Source organism: Streptomyces sp. NPDC048257 (assembly GCF_043201855.1).
GTDB lineage: Bacteria > Actinomycetota > Actinomycetes > Streptomycetales > Streptomycetaceae > Streptomyces.
This window is the reverse complement of sequence record NZ_JBICZI010000040.1, coordinates 1-13,607: the sequence shown is the minus strand read 5'-3', so window position 1 is coordinate 13,607 and position 13,607 is coordinate 1. Positions and strand designations below refer to the sequence as shown.

General features: G+C 71.3%; 13 protein-coding genes and 2 pseudogenes. 5 read left to right on the top strand and 10 right to left on the bottom strand.

Annotated elements, in window-relative coordinates; translation table 11 throughout:
* Window positions 1–153 precede the first annotated feature (153 nt).
* The 3 genes from ACGFZK_RS36495 (at window position 154) to ACGFZK_RS36485 (ending at window position 993) form a co-directional block, all read left to right on the top strand.
* Complete coding sequence (locus ACGFZK_RS36495) at window positions 154–402, top strand: hypothetical protein (protein ID WP_393853135.1); 249 nt, start codon at window positions 154–156, stop codon at window positions 400–402.
* 116 nt (window positions 403–518) lie between these two features.
* A complete protein-coding gene (locus ACGFZK_RS36490; protein WP_393853134.1) occupies window positions 519–746 on the top strand; it encodes a hypothetical protein in 228 nt (75 codons plus the stop codon).
* On the top strand, window positions 736–993 hold the full coding sequence (locus tag ACGFZK_RS36485) for a hypothetical protein (RefSeq protein ID WP_393853133.1): 258 nt from the start codon (window positions 736–738) through the stop codon (window positions 991–993). The genes ACGFZK_RS36490 and ACGFZK_RS36485 overlap by 11 nt, the downstream gene beginning before the upstream one ends.
* Window positions 994–1,417: 424 nt before the next feature.
* On the opposite strand, the gene ACGFZK_RS36480 is transcribed toward ACGFZK_RS36485, so the two are convergent.
* The 4 genes from ACGFZK_RS36480 to ACGFZK_RS36465 all read right to left on the bottom strand — a co-directional run bounded on the left by ACGFZK_RS36480 (window position 1,418) and on the right by ACGFZK_RS36465 (window position 5,738).
* On the bottom strand, window positions 1,418–2,194 hold the full coding sequence (locus tag ACGFZK_RS36480; protein ID WP_393853132.1) for a hypothetical protein: 777 nt from the start codon (window positions 2,192–2,194) through the stop codon (window positions 1,418–1,420).
* A gap of 296 nt (window positions 2,195–2,490) precedes the next feature.
* Window positions 2,491–3,063, bottom strand: a complete 573-nt coding sequence (locus tag ACGFZK_RS36475) for an NADPH-dependent FMN reductase (protein ID WP_393853131.1) — start codon at window positions 3,061–3,063, stop codon at window positions 2,491–2,493.
* Window positions 3,064–3,162: 99 nt separating this feature from the next.
* Window positions 3,163–4,782, bottom strand: a complete 1,620-nt coding sequence (locus ACGFZK_RS36470) for a serine/threonine-protein kinase (RefSeq protein ID WP_393853130.1) — start codon at window positions 4,780–4,782, stop codon at window positions 3,163–3,165.
* A 302-nt stretch (window positions 4,783–5,084) separates the two neighbouring features.
* A complete protein-coding gene (locus ACGFZK_RS36465; protein WP_393853129.1) occupies window positions 5,085–5,738 on the bottom strand; it encodes a hypothetical protein in 654 nt (217 codons plus the stop codon).
* A gap of 248 nt (window positions 5,739–5,986) precedes the next feature.
* On the opposite strand from ACGFZK_RS36465, the gene ACGFZK_RS36460 reads away from it, so the two are divergent.
* The gene (locus tag ACGFZK_RS36460; protein WP_393853128.1) at window positions 5,987–7,102 is read left to right on the top strand and encodes a hypothetical protein; all 1,116 of its coding nucleotides are present in this window, start codon (window positions 5,987–5,989) and stop codon (window positions 7,100–7,102) included.
* Between the two features lie 248 nt (window positions 7,103–7,350).
* On the opposite strand, the gene ACGFZK_RS36455 is transcribed toward ACGFZK_RS36460, so the two are convergent.
* The 5 genes and pseudogenes from ACGFZK_RS36455 to ACGFZK_RS36435 form a co-directional block, all read right to left on the bottom strand.
* A complete protein-coding gene (locus ACGFZK_RS36455; RefSeq protein WP_393853127.1) occupies window positions 7,351–8,004 on the bottom strand; it encodes a TetR/AcrR family transcriptional regulator in 654 nt (217 codons plus the stop codon).
* 188 nt (window positions 8,005–8,192) lie between these two features.
* The gene (locus ACGFZK_RS36450) at window positions 8,193–8,759 is read right to left on the bottom strand and encodes a DPP IV N-terminal domain-containing protein (RefSeq protein ID WP_393853126.1); all 567 of its coding nucleotides are present in this window, start codon (window positions 8,757–8,759) and stop codon (window positions 8,193–8,195) included.
* A 104-nt stretch (window positions 8,760–8,863) separates the two neighbouring features.
* A pseudogene (locus tag ACGFZK_RS36445) lies at window positions 8,864–9,184 on the bottom strand (S9 family peptidase); the annotation flags it as partial.
* Window positions 9,185–9,944: 760 nt separating this feature from the next.
* Complete coding sequence (locus ACGFZK_RS36440; protein WP_393853125.1) at window positions 9,945–11,546, bottom strand: alpha/beta hydrolase; 1,602 nt, start codon at window positions 11,544–11,546, stop codon at window positions 9,945–9,947.
* Window positions 11,547–12,074: 528 nt separating this feature from the next.
* The gene (locus ACGFZK_RS36435) at window positions 12,075–12,263 is read right to left on the bottom strand and encodes an MbtH family protein (RefSeq protein ID WP_393853161.1); all 189 of its coding nucleotides are present in this window, start codon (window positions 12,261–12,263) and stop codon (window positions 12,075–12,077) included.
* 381 nt (window positions 12,264–12,644) lie between these two features.
* On the opposite strand from ACGFZK_RS36435, the gene ACGFZK_RS36430 reads away from it, so the two are divergent.
* Complete coding sequence (locus ACGFZK_RS36430; protein ID WP_393853124.1) at window positions 12,645–13,178, top strand: hypothetical protein; 534 nt, start codon at window positions 12,645–12,647, stop codon at window positions 13,176–13,178.
* 81 nt (window positions 13,179–13,259) lie between these two features.
* On the opposite strand, the pseudogene ACGFZK_RS36425 reads toward ACGFZK_RS36430, so the two are convergent.
* Window positions 13,260–13,607, bottom strand: a pseudogene (locus ACGFZK_RS36425) (hypothetical protein); the annotation flags it as partial.

The window sequence follows — 13,607 nt, the reverse complement described above, 5'->3', positions numbered from 1 at the left end:
CCACGCTCAGCCACCAGGGCCGGCGCTCCATGGAATCCATGGAGATCGGTACGACGCCTGCCGCCCCTGCTGTTCCCGTACGAAGCGGACGTCGACCTCACGGGACCGCCGGCCGACTGGACCGCGCACCGGTCAGTCGTCTGCGAAGCGGTCGTGCCGCTGCCCGCGCCACTGGCCGCCCTGCTGGTCGAGACGGCCGGGCCGCTGACCGCCACGGCCGCGGATGCGCCGCCGGCCGCGCTGCGGGCCGCCGGTGTGCTGGAGCGGATCGCCGCCGGGGTGGGCCGGGAGACCGCCGGGATGGTGTGCGACTCCGGCCTGTCCGCCGAAGCGGTGGCCATCGCGCTCGGCACCACCCGCTCCAAGGCCCAGATCGTGCTCCTGACCGTGCAGGACAGGTAACGGCACGCACCACGGCGTCCGCCTTGTTGGTTTCGGTTTGGCCGGAGCGGATCCCGGTCCGAGGGCTGGGCGATACCGTGGTGACACCACGCCAGATGACAATCCAGGAGCCCCGGATGAGCCAGCGGCCGGCCACCGCGCCCGTACCCGAACGTCAGCCCCTCGACGAGCGCGCCGCTGCCTCCGTGCTCGCGTACGCGGCCGAACAGCGGGCGAAGGTCGACGTCCTCGCCTCGGTGCTGGAGGACATCGCCGCGAACGGCTACCCGGCACCGGAGACCGGCATGCTGTGGGAGACGGCCCGCGATGCCCGCCTCGCCGACGGGCAGCTTCGTGTCGCCTGAACCCTCCGCGCGCCGCTCGCGCGTCGTCATGGTCGAGCCCGCCCTCACCCAGCTCGGCAAGCTCACCGCGAACGAGACGCACCGCTTGGACCGCGCGATCGTCGCCATCAGCGTCAACCCGCAACTCGGCACCGAAGTCCCCGGAACCCTGCTGCGCGACTACGCGGACGAAGTCGACGGGGTACGCGTCATCTACTACGTGACCGCCCTGCGGACGATCACGATCGTGGCGTACGTCGAAGCCTGAGCAGCGAGCAGTAGCGCCCCGGATCCGCTTGGGTCCGGGGCGCTGCTGTGTCGGGCACCGCTGCGGCCCGCATGTCGTTGGCGCACATGGCGCTCACCACGCCCGTTCCGGCGCGCGAACGAGCGAGTTGCCGGCGTGCAGCAGGTGCACGGACTCCCTGACACGCCACCCGCGGGCAGGAATCCGTCCTTGCCCTCGGGCCGGATGCCGGCCACCACGGCCCGCACGTCGTACGGCCCGCCCGCGCACGAGGACAGTTCCGCCCCGTCCACCAACACACTGCACCTCCTGAACGTCGGATCGGCCCGCCAATCGCCCACGTCACACCACCCCACCGTCGAGTCCGATCGGAGCCGATCACGACCCAGCGGACCGACATCCCAGCGAGGTACCCGGCGGGGTCGGAGGATCGGCAGCACGTACGTCAGCGGGTGGCGGCGTTGCGGAGCGCGAGGGTGGTACGGGCGGCGCCTGCGAGGTCGGTCTCCCGGACCAGTCGTACCCCGACGAAGTTGGTGGCATCGCTCCACGCGCAGAGCACCTGGTCGCGGTCGGGGCCCGCCACGAAGCCGCAGGCGAGGCCGCCGCCGTGCTCGCCGGCGTCGAAGCGGGCCACGTCGCGGGCCTTCGTGGCGGTGAAGTAGTTGTGGAACTCCTGCGAGATCGACTTGGTCGCCTTGTCCTCGGCCACCTTGGGGTCCCAATCGGCGCTGTTGACCAGGACGAAAAGGTCGAAGGACTCGTCCGCGTCCTGGTCGTAGTAGCCGGTCCTCATGCTGTGCGGGAGTTCCCGGCCGGCCAGCACCTCGGTCTCGGCGCGCGTGGCGGCCGCGCCCGTCATCAGCCGGAAGTCCCCGAAAGCCATCGGGAGGACGATGACGAGGGACTCTTCGCTGCCGTCCGCGGCGAGGGCCTCGGAGGCGCGGGGTTTGGAGGCGCGGGGGTCGGGATCGTAGGAGGCGGCGGCCTCCACGCTCGCGGCGGCCACGATCAGCACGGTCACGCCCGCGATGAAACCGTTCCGCTTCCTCTTCTCCTGCAGAGCCCGTACAGGGTCGCCGCCGGGCGGGGTTGACTGCGTGCGCCAGGAGCGGGTCAGCCACCAGAGTGCCGCGATGGCCGTGGCGGCGGCGGACATGACTCCGATGACCTCGCCGATGGCGAAGGCCTGAGAGGTGGGGTCGATGGAAGCGACGATCATGTCCGATATCGTACGTGTGATCGAAATATGGTGAGCCGCGATTTCGAGACGAGTCGGGCTCATGCCGGCCCGGCCGAACTGAGTGTGCGGTACGGCCCCAGCACCGGCTACGGGACGCAGGATGACCGAGGCCGCCCCGTACGGCCGACGCAGGAGCCGGCCAGGCGCGCTGCGCCCCCACCCGTGGGTCAGGACGCGTGGTTTCCACGGGGTTCGGGATCTGTCCCGGCGGGGGCAGGGGGCCCCTGTAGGGGGCCCCGCTGTCCGGGGGTGGTGGGTGTCTTTTCGTGCTTGTTTCAGGCGGCTTCGGTCCAGGTTTGGTCGTGCTGGCGTGCGGTGCGTAGGGCGTTGCCCCACCAGAGGAGGTCGTCGAGGAGGACGGTTGCCGCGCGTTCGGCGCCTTGGGTGTCGTGGGGGTGGCCGGTTTCGTCGAAGGGGAACTGGTGGAAGCTGACGGTTTCGCGGAGGGTGGCGGCGTGGAGTTCAGCGAGGACCGGGCGGAGCTGTTCGACGGCGCGCAGACCGCCTGACAGGCCGCCGTAGGAGACGAAGCCGACGGGCTTGCGTCGCCAGATGTGTCCGGCGATGTCGATCGCCTGCTTGAGGGAGGCAGGGAAGGAGTGGTTGTACTCGGGGGTGAGGATCACGTAGGCATCGGCTTCGGCGAGGCCTTCGATGAAGGCACGCCCACGGGGTGACAGGTCGGGGGTCCAGTGTGCGGGGAGGTCGGCGTCAGCGAGGTCGGCGGTGGTGAGTTCGATGTCGGTGCGGGCGCCGGTGACGGTTTCGAACCAGCGGGCCACGGTGGGGCCGAAGCGGCCTTCGCGGGTGCTGGCGACGATGAGTGCGATACGCAGTGGTGAGGTCATGACCACAGGTTTAGAACATCAAGTCCACTTGAGGTCAAAACCTTGTGTGGGGTACCGGGTGTTTCGGGTGTCAGGGGTGGGCGGGTCAGGGGTGGCGGGTCAGGGGCGGCGGGTCAGGGTGGTGGGCGCTCCGGCGGATTGTGCTCCCTCGGATTCCAGGGTCAGCCGGTCAGGCTCGGTCATGGTCAGTACGTACAGGTTCCCGCGGGGGCAGTCGAGGACGGCCGTGCGGTCGGTGGGATGGCTGGTGACCGCTTCGAAGACGGCGCTGTCGGCGCGGACCTGGCGTAGCTGGAGGGCTTCGGTACATCCGAGGTTCCGCCCGGTCGCCATCTCCTTGAGGTTGCTGACCTGCCGCCCGACGAGTTCGCCGACTGCTGCGCCGTTCAACGTGACGGTCACGGTGAACTCGCCTGTGCGGGCGCGGGTGATGCCATCGGCCTCGGGGGTTCCGGGTCCGGTACCGGACCATGTGCCGGTCCATGCGGGGGGCAGTGTCCCCGCCGTGGCCGTCGGCGGGGTGGATGCGGAGGGCCTGGGCGAGGACGGGGGAGCGGCGCCGTCGTGGTCGCGTCCGGGGAGCCATACCGCGAGTGCGACGGCGACGGCGAGGACTGCCGCGCCCGCGGCGGCGCCGGCCGGCCGGGACTGCAGGACCGCCCGTCCGCCGCTGGTCCTGGGGGTGGCGGGGGAAGGGGGTGTCTCAGTCGAGGATCCCGGTCTGCCCGCCCCGGCCCCCGTCCTCGCCCCCGGTCCCACCGCCATCTCCACAGGTGGGGGTGGGAGGTTGGGTATGGGGGTGTTGGCCGGTGGCGGGGTGAGGAGGTGGCGGAGTTCGTCGTGCCGGCGTTGGGTTTCGGCAATCAGGGTGTGGGGGACGGTGTGGTTCCAGTCCTCCTTCTGGTGCCGGTTGCCGAGGCGGGCGGCGATCTCGTCGGCGGTGGGGCGGTGGTGCGGGTCCTTGGCGAGGCATTCCTGCAGCAGGGGGAGGAGGGCCGGGGGGACGCCGTCGAGGTGTGGCTGGTCGTGGACGATCCGGTACAGCAGGGCAGGCAGGTCCACCTCTTCGCCGTCAGCGAGGAACGGACTGCGGCCGGTCGCGGCGTAGGTGAGGACCGCCGCGAGGGAGAACACGTCGGCCGGGGCGCCGGCGGGTGTGCCGGTGGCCTGTTCGGGTGCGAGGAAGCCGGGTGTGCCGATGACGGTGCCGGTGCGGGTGTGCCGGGGATCGCGCACGATGCGGGCGATACCGAAGTCGATGAGGAAGGGCCGCTCGGGGCCCAGGAGTATGTTCGCGGGTTTGATGTCACGGTGGACCACGCCGGCCGCCCGTACGCTGACCAGTGCGGCTGACAGTTCCCGGCCCAGCTGCCACACGGCCGGCTCGTGGAGGGGCCCGGAGCTGCGGACCCAGTCGCCCAGTGACGGGGCGGGGACGTATTCGGTCGCCAGCCACTGCGGTGCGGCGCCCGGTGCGCTGAAGTCGACCACCGACACCGTCCACGGGCTGCGGATGCGGTCGCTGGTGCGTATCTCGCGGTCGAAGCGCTGGGCGAAGTCCGCCTCCAGGCTCAGCTCGCGGTGCACGGTCTTGAGCGCCAGCGCCCGCCCGGATGGGGTCCGGGCCAGGAACACCTCGCCCATGCCGCCGGAGCCGAGCCGTGCCAGCAGGCGGTACCCGCCGATCTCCAGCGGGTCACCGGGCCGCAAAGTCTCCATCAACTCTCCCTGCCCCCACCGCCGTCTGCCGGCCCGCACCGTACGGGCCCGCCCCGCGGGCGTTCGTGATGGACCCTAGAGGACGGCCCCGGGCCGCAACACGGCCGGTTTCTGCCTCAGGTGTCGCAGCCCTGCCATGTGCACGTTGGCTTCCTCGGCCGGCCGGGCAGCCGGCGTCGTGCGGGACGAGAGGCGATGGCGTTCACCGCTGAGCCCGTCCGGCCGGGCGATGGGCAGTGGTGTGCTCATCGCCCGGCAGATGCCCCGACCGCTCGTGTGTGGCGGGGTGGGGGATGGGGTGGTTACGGCTGGGGTCGGACGGTGTCCGGCTCTGCGGAGGCGGAGGCGGGGGTGGTCGGGCTGTAGTAGACGGAGCGGCCCTGCTTGGATCGTTCCAGCAGACCGCGGGCGACTCCCTGTTCGAGGGTGTTGCGGATGACCGCTGCCTGGATCTTGCGTTCGGGGTGGGCGGCGCCGACGGTTTCGGTGACTTCGGCCGCCGACCTCGGCTCGGTTCCTCCGGCCAGGGCGGCCGTGACGAGTTCGAGCCAGGACGGGCTGCCCGTCTCCTCCTTCACACCACCATCACTGCTGCTGGGGTTGCTGTTGGTGGTCTTGCGGGTGCGCGGGGCCTTCACGGACGGGGCTGTGGCCTTGGCGGGTTCGGTCTTGGCGGGCTTCTTGGTGGTCGCTGACGCGCTGCGTGCGGAGGGTACTGAGGCCCGCTTCGCGCCGCGTTTGGCGGGCTGGGGGGTGGCGGTCTTGGCCTGGACGCCGAGCGCGTCCTGCATCCTCAGCAGGACCTTCTCGCTCTCCTCGAGTTCACCGATTTCCTGTTGCAGTTGCTGGAGTTCGTCTCGCTTCTGTTCCTGCGCGCTCTGGTTGGCGGCGAGGTCACCGGCGATCTGCTGGGCGTAATCGTCCTCGACGCGTGTGACGTTGGTGGTTGTGGTCATGGGTTCCTCGATGTCTGTCGTGAGAGGGATACCGGGACGCGGATGCTACGCACTACGTGTACCCGTGACACCGGATCATGTACCGGGCCCGGGGCGGGGGAAACTTTCGGGGCCTGCAGTCACAGCGTAGGGGGTGTCAACCCCGCCCGGACCTGCCTGTGCACGGTGTGCGCCGCAGCCAACGGACAGTCCCTGGTGCGGGCGGGCCCGGCGGTGGCGGTGTAGGGGGTGGCTCCTAGACTGCGGCGGTGATCACTTCCGATGCCGCCGTCCGCTCGGCCGCCCAGTCCTTCGACGCCGCGATCGCCCAGCGGAGCGTTCCGCTGCTGGAGGAGGCCTACCGGAGTCTGGCCGGCCTTCCCCAGCCCACTTCGGCCGAGCACGCCCGCGAGCTGGGCCCGCATCTGGCCGTGCAGCTCGGCGAGATGCCGCAGTGGCACGCGGCCGTCTACGCGGTGTTCGTGGGCGCCCTGGTGGAGTGGGACGCAGACGCAGTCGTGTGCGCGCGCCCGGTCCTGGCGGGGCTGCGGGAGAGCCTGGAGCAGGCGCTGGAGTTCGCCGGGCTCTGGCAGGAGCACTACGGCGAGGACCGGGAGCCGCCCCACCCGTCGGGGATGCCGAGCCCCGAGCAGCAGAAGGCTTTCGGCGCGGACTACGACCAGGTGTGGCACGCCCCCTACTTCGGCTGGCTCACCGTGCACCAGTGGGAGAAGGCGGCCGTCGCCGTCCTCGCCGATCCCCGCGTACGGGCCGGCCTGCAGCACGCTGCGCCGGAGCCGCTCGCCGACCGCGACGCACTGGTGGAGCTGACCGGGCGCCTGGAGCCACACATCGGGGACCTGCAGTGCGTCCAGCGCTCGCTGCTGCTCCTGGACGACGAGCCGCTGCTGGCGTTGGACCGGGCGTCCGGGCGGGCCTTCCGTCTGCGGATGGACGGGATCGCCGACAACTACCAACTGCAGACACTCCTGGCGGGGGTCCTGATCGGCGGCGGGCACCTGCCCGGGGACGGCCCGAGTGCCGAGGCGCTCGCGCTGAGCACCGACGCCCCGATCGACATGGACCGCCTGGACGCACTGCCCGGCGCACTCGAGTGGTTCAACTTCGCGGAGCCCTCGGGGCGCTGGATATGGAGTGCGACCACCCCCGACCGCATTCCCGTGGTCGACGGTGTGCGCCGCCTGGTCCTGGACCCGCCGGTCTTCCGCCACCACTACCAGGCCGTACGGTTCCTGCCGCGCGTGCCGGGCCGTCTCGTGATCGAGGAGGTCCTCGAGCCGGCCGACGCGGCACCGTACTTCACTGGCGTACGGGAGCTGATGTCCTGGCAGGAGGCGGGCCGGCTGGCCGCGGACGGTTACTGACTCCGGCCCGACAGCCGGCCGGCGTCCTATCGCGGCGGTCGTCATCGACGCCGGCCACGAACTCGTCCTCGCGGACGAGGCGTTCGCCCTTCCGACCGCCGGTGTACTCGACCGTGTCCCCGGGGCGGCGGCCTGTACGAGTGCTCGGGATACGTGCCGCAGGCGCGTTCCTGCTGACCGCACCCGCCGCCACAGCCACGACGGTTGCCGCCCGGTGACCTGCGGCGTGCCCGGCCGGCGGGGCGCGCTCAGGCTTCCCTGACCGCTGCCTCCACCAGGGCGCGTGCGGCCCAGGTGATGGCCTCCTGTTCGGCCTGCGGGTCCAGGCCGCGTACGTCGCGCAGGGCGATCTGCGCCTCCCAGCCGACCACGATGGTCAGGGCCGACACCAGCCGCTGGTACGCATGGTCGCTCAGGGTCTCGCGCAGTGGTTCCAGGGCCTGCTCCAGCCACATGATGCGGCGCTGGGTACGGCGCGGTGCGGCGGCCGGCTCCCCGGCCCCGGCCTCGGCCCCGACCTCAGGCCCGGCCCCGGGGGGGGCGACGGTCAGGCGGATCAGGCGGCGGCCCAGGGGCAGTGACTGCGGCGAGTACTCCAACAGGGTCCTTATCAGGGCATCGATGCGGCCCGCGGCGTCGCCGCCGAGCGCGGGGTGGTTCAGCGCCTCCTCGACCGGTGGTTCGTTCAGCGCGCCGACGGTGGCATCGATCAGCAGGTGGTCGAGGGTCGGGAAGTACACGTAGACCGTGCGGCGCGAGACGTCCGCGGCGGCCGCGATCTCGTCGATGGACGGCGTCGCTCCGCCGACGCTCAGCCGCATCGCCGCTTCGACGATCGCTTTACGGGTGCGGCGGCGCTGAGCTTCGCGTCCGGCGCGGGGGGCTGGGTCGGCACTGCTCATGGTGGCCTGTCATTCCTCGGATTGATCTTGACGGTCGCTCACCGCACGAGTATACCTAGGTGCAGTTCTTGCATGACAGTGCAATGGATGCACCGTTGTCACTTTGCTGATGGAGTGTCACCACGAGCAAAAGGGCCGGGCTCATCGCCATGCCATGCGGCGCCGCCCACCAGGCCTCCAAGTGGGCGCTATAGGCCCTGAACGACAGCCTCGCCCAGGAGGTCGCCGAGCTCGGCATCAAGGCGACCGTGCCCGTGCCCGCGCTCCCACGCACGCCGGCAGTCAGGCGAACAGCTCGCCGAGCAGCTCGCCCAGCGCCGCCAGGGGCTCGGCGTCCATGCCCATCCCGCCGGCGTCGAAGCACGGGGCGACCCGGTTGACCTGCGGGCCGGGGTAGAGGGTGTCCACCACCGGGTACCGCCGGTCGGGGTGTCGACGCTGGACGCGGAGTCGAGGAAGTACGGCGCGGCGCCCGCAGCGTCCGCGCCGGGGGCCAGGGTGACGACGTGGTCCAGCCCGTCGTCGGTGACCTTCGCGAAGCCGGAGCCGTCCAGGCCGATCCGGCACACGGTGCGCCGGCAGGGATCCTCCTCCACCAGCCCGGAGGCGGTGAAGTACACCACCCGCTGCGCCTGGTCGACGCGCAGGATCTGCCGCACGGCCCACGGCCCGGAGGTGACCTGCCCGAGAAGATCACCGGTGTGCAGGTCGTAGCGGTACAGATGGCCCCAGCCGTCGCGCTGGGAGTACCACACACCTCATCGGCCAGCACCGAGACGATCGGCGGCTTCAGCATCCACTGGTTGGGTTCCACACGCGTCCGCCCGCTCTCGCTGAGCACCGTGGTGACCTCGCCGGTGACCGGGTCCATCCGGTACAGGCTCAGCGTGCGCAGGTCGCGGGGCCGGGCGAGGTAGTACACGGCCGAACCGTCTTCGGCCCACCACGCCCACCGGCCGGTGACCGGCGACATCACCGGCATGAGCAGCGGCTCGGCCTGCGCACGGACCACCGCGCCGGTGGCGAGGTCCACGACGACCGGTTCGGCCTGCGGCAGGTGCCCGTCCCCGGCGTAGGCGTACCGCTGGGTGTGCAGCACGGGCGCGCCGCCGCCGGCGGGCGCGGCCTGCACGAGATGGGTACGGCGCACACTGCGCTCGTCGGTCCGGTGCGTCAGCATCTTCGCCGAGTCGGGGGAGGACCAGCGCGGGCGGCAGGTACGGCAGACCGATCTTGCCCGGCAGGGTGGCGTTGGCCGTGGAGTCGGGGCCGGTGCCGTACGCGTGGTCGGGTGCGCCGTCGGCGGTCACCGCCCAGGCGCGGCCGTCGGACCGTGAGCGCGCCCACAGGTCGTGCCCCTGCCGGTACACCGCGCTCTTTCCGTCGGGCGAGGGCACTTCCAGCGGGCTGGCGGGCGGGGTGAACTCGGCGGGCTCGCAGGTGTAGTCGTCCAGGCGGCAGCTCCAGTACGCGCCGATCGCGGCGAACTCGACCGCGCCGGGGACCGGTTGGATGGCCGTGAACGGCAGCGCGCCGGCGCCGGTCCGCTCCCCGGACGCGGCGGCCAGCGCGGCGGCGAGCCGGGCGTGGTCGAAGGCCGGACCGGCCGTGCCCGCCACCGGGTCGACCATGACGAACCGGCTGCCGGCGCCGTTGGAGACCGCGTACCAGAAGCGGGCGCCGCCGTCGGTCCACTGCGGCCTGACCTTGTCGCCGGTGACGAGCTCGCCGGGGCGGGCGGGCCGGCGCAGGAGCCGCTCCGCGGCCTGGTAGTCCTCGGTGGTGCTCGTGCTCATGGTGGTTTGCTCCCTCAATCGGGGAGGGGCGTGGCGGTCGCGCCGGGCGCACCGGCCGCGGCCAGGCCCGACGGCCGCGTGCGCACCTGCGGGCGGGGCCGCAGCCGGCAATCGGCTACGGCCCCGCCCACGGAATGCCCGCACTCAGCGCAGGACCGGAATCACATCCCGCGTCTCGTCCACCTCCACACCCGGCGCCCGGCGCCCCAGCGACCGCGCAGGGGTCTCGTCCGCGCAGACGGTGCCCCGCGCGGGCAGCGCCAACGTGGCCAGGTAGTCGTTGACCAGCGCGCTGACACACGCACTGCGGTTGTAGGCGGTGTGCCCCTCACCGGCGAACGTCAGCAGCCGCCCGCCCTCCAGCGTTCCGGCGAGGGCCACCGCGTCCTGGTACGGGGTGTCCGGATCCCCGGTCGTTCCCAGGACCAGGATCGGGGCGGAACCGGCCGCCCGGTAGGAGCCGTCGAACCGGCTCGGCCGCTCCGCCGGCCACTGCACACAGGTCGGCGCGTGGTTGTGGTCGTACGTCGGCGGCCCCAGCCCGATCGCAGGCCCCAGCAGCGGGGCCGCGGCCGTCTCGGCGCCCACCATCGCCCCCAACAGCAGCCGACTGCCCGGATAGACGCGGTCGGCGCACTCGACGGCCATGTTGACGTTGAGGAAGTCGAACGACGCCGGCGAGGGCGGCGACAGCAGGAACGAGGCCTGCCGCGCCTGCGCCGCCCGCAGCGCCTGCCCCAGGTAGGGCCAGATCTCCTGGCCCGAGTTGATGTTGAACATCAGCCGGTATGCGAGGGTGTAGCCGGTCGCCGGACGCCCGCTCGCGGTGACGACCGGTTCGGCGTCCAGATCCCGCTTCAGCTTCTCGAAAGCCTCCCGCGGCCGGCCCTCACCGAACCCGCAGGCGGTCGAGTTGCGCCCGCACCAGTCCAGGAACCGGCCCACCGCCGCGTCCAGCGCGGCGAACTGCCCCGCGTCGTAGGCGTACGGCACCTGCGTGTAACGCCGCGGATCGTAGGCCCCGTCCAGGACCATCGCCCGCACCCGCCGCGGGAACTGCGCCGCGTACACCGTGCCGACGTAACTGCCGAAGGAACGGCCGTAGAAGGACAGCGTCTGCTCACCGAGGGCCTGCCGCAGCAGGTCGATGTCCCGCGCGTTCGACCCGGTACCGATGAACGGCAGCAGATCCCCGGAACGTTCCTGACACGCCTGCGCGAAGTCGGCGCCCTGACGCACCGCCTCCCTGAGCGCCCCCGGACCGGGCGCACCGCGCGCCCCGTCGACGGCCGCCGCATACTCCTGGTCGTTCCAGCACTCCACCTGCCCGCTGCCCGCCACGCCGCGCATGTCGTACCCCACGACATCGAAGGCATCGCGCAGCGAGGCGGGCAGCGCCTCGTAGCTGCTGCGGGCGAAACTCACCCCGGAGTTGCCGGGTCCCCCGGGATGCAGCACCAGCACACCGGTGCGGTGCGCCCGGTCGGCCGCGAGCCGACGAGTGACCGCGAGCGCGAGCGTGGGCCCGGTGGGCCGGCGGTAGTCCAGCGGCACCCGGGCGGTCGCACACTCGAAGCCGTCCCCCGCCCCACCGCACGGCCCCCAGGACAACACCGGCACGGGCGGCGCGGCGGCTGCGGCCCGGGCGGCCCCGGTGGCTGCGGGTGCGCCGCCCAGGAGCGCGGTGACCGCGATCAGGACCAGGGATATCCCCCACGCCACTCGCCTGCGCGGGACATCTGTCAAACGGATCAGCATATGGCGTTCCTCCGTCACGGGTAGAGCGCAACGGGCGACAACGTAGCCGCCTGCCACGGCCCCTGTCGGCCCACCAGGAGTTGATTCCCCCCTACCACCAGCGGAAGCGCCCCCCTGCAACCAGCGTGGTACGCAGGCACCCCCAGCCCTTCCCCAGCCCTTCCCCAGCCGTTCCCCAGCCGTTCCCCAGCCCTTCCCCAGCCGTTCCCCGGCCTCGCCCGTCCCGGGGCGGGCTGCGCGATTCCCGGTGCCATGACGAACCCTGGTGCCATGACGAGCGAGACGACGGCCCCCTGCCCGCCACCGGCGTTCCCTGCCCACCCCGTGCAGCCCACCCGCCGCAATACCACCGGCTGGCAACGCCGGCCACCGGGCGGCGCGGCTGGTGGCGGCCGGCGGCCGGAACGGCACTGATCCTCACCGGAGCCCTGGTGCTGACGGTGATGCTGGCCATCGGTGCCCAGATCGCGGGGGAGCTCGCGGACCGCCCCCTCGACTCGGAGGCCATGGCCAGCCTCACCCGGAAATGGACATCAAATCGCGAACCGCCCCCTCTTTGACGTATTCCAGGCAGACCTGACGGCTGTCCTTGGCGAACGCGACAGTCCACCCGGCCGGCACCTCTGCGAACGAGGACCAAAGAGAGTGCTGATTCTCGCCGTTTACCAGGACGGAGTAGCTGGCACTCTCGCCTCCGAAAGGAATTGATAGCCATGTATGGGATTCCTCTTCTCGTAGAAACCTAGGGCCCGACGGCAGTCGGTCGGCCAACGTAGCTCCCGGAGTCGGGTTTCATGAACCCATTTCCACCCTTTTTCACCGGCACTCCGGCAAGCGCCCTGCAGCAACCTGCCATCCCTGGCGGCGCCGCCGACTGCCCTGAAACCGGGACGACTTGGACCACGGAACGTCACCCCTGAGGTGGACCTGCATCGTTCTCATTGATGATGCTGCGCTACGAGGCTTCAGACAGTATGAATTTGTGTCCACATACGGGACTTCTCCGACCGTTGGCGGCAGTGCAGGCTCGCTGGCGTCTTTGTCCCTGGATGACAGCGCAATTCCCAGGAAGGCGAAGGACGTCGCATGCTGAAGCAGGGCCCCGAAATCCGGGAGCGGAGACGAGTGCTTACCAGAACGTTGCCAAGTGTGCCCCGGTGGGCGCGAATTTCGGCCCATCTTGTGCCCGTCATCACACTGCCTTCCGGGCTGTGGCGGATCGCTCTGGTCGCGGGGCTCCCCGTGGACAGCAACGGCCCCCTTCTCTGGTGGGAACCGGTGTACATCACCGCGCTGACCCTCGTCTCTGAAGGCATCGCGCTGCTGACCCTCGGTCTCATCCAGCCGTGGGGCGAGACCGTGCCCCGCTGGATCCCGCTGCTGGGCGGACGGCGGATCGCCCCTTTGGCAGCTGTCATACCGGCGCTGCTCGGTGCGGCAGCCTTGATCGCAATCACGACCTACGGCGGACTCGTTGCCATCTTCGGCTCCAATCCCTCCATGGGTTCGCCAGCGAAGGACTGGTTGCTGGCTGTCTGCTACGCACCGCTGTTGGCCTGGGGCCCGTTGGTGGCAGCGGTCGCAATCTCCTACTACCGACGCCGGCGCGTCCAGACGTAACAACCACTTCACAGGGCGGTTCGTGCATGTCGATTTCCGGGTGAGGCTGGGGCAGGGCCGCTGGTAGCGGTGCTCGGTCGGCTACTGCTTCCCAATGAAGCTGCCGGCGTCGACCTCGGCGAGGCTGTCGAGCTTGACCAGGCGTTTCAGCTTGGCGTGGGTGCCCTCGATGTTCTTCGGCCGCAGTTCGTGGTCGAGGGCTCGCCAGACATCGCGGGCCCGGAGGGGGCCGGTGGCCTCGTTGAATACGGCGACGATGCGGGGGTAGTCCGGCTGCTCGGGCAGGTCCGGCGAGTCGGCCTGGGCGGGGATCCGGTCGGTGACTGGTCCTCCTGGTGGTGGTTGACCGGTGGGAGGCGGCGGCAGGGGGAGGGGCCAGCGTGCCTCCCGCGGTCCTGGGCGTCGGTGGCGGGTTGGTCTCCACTGCCG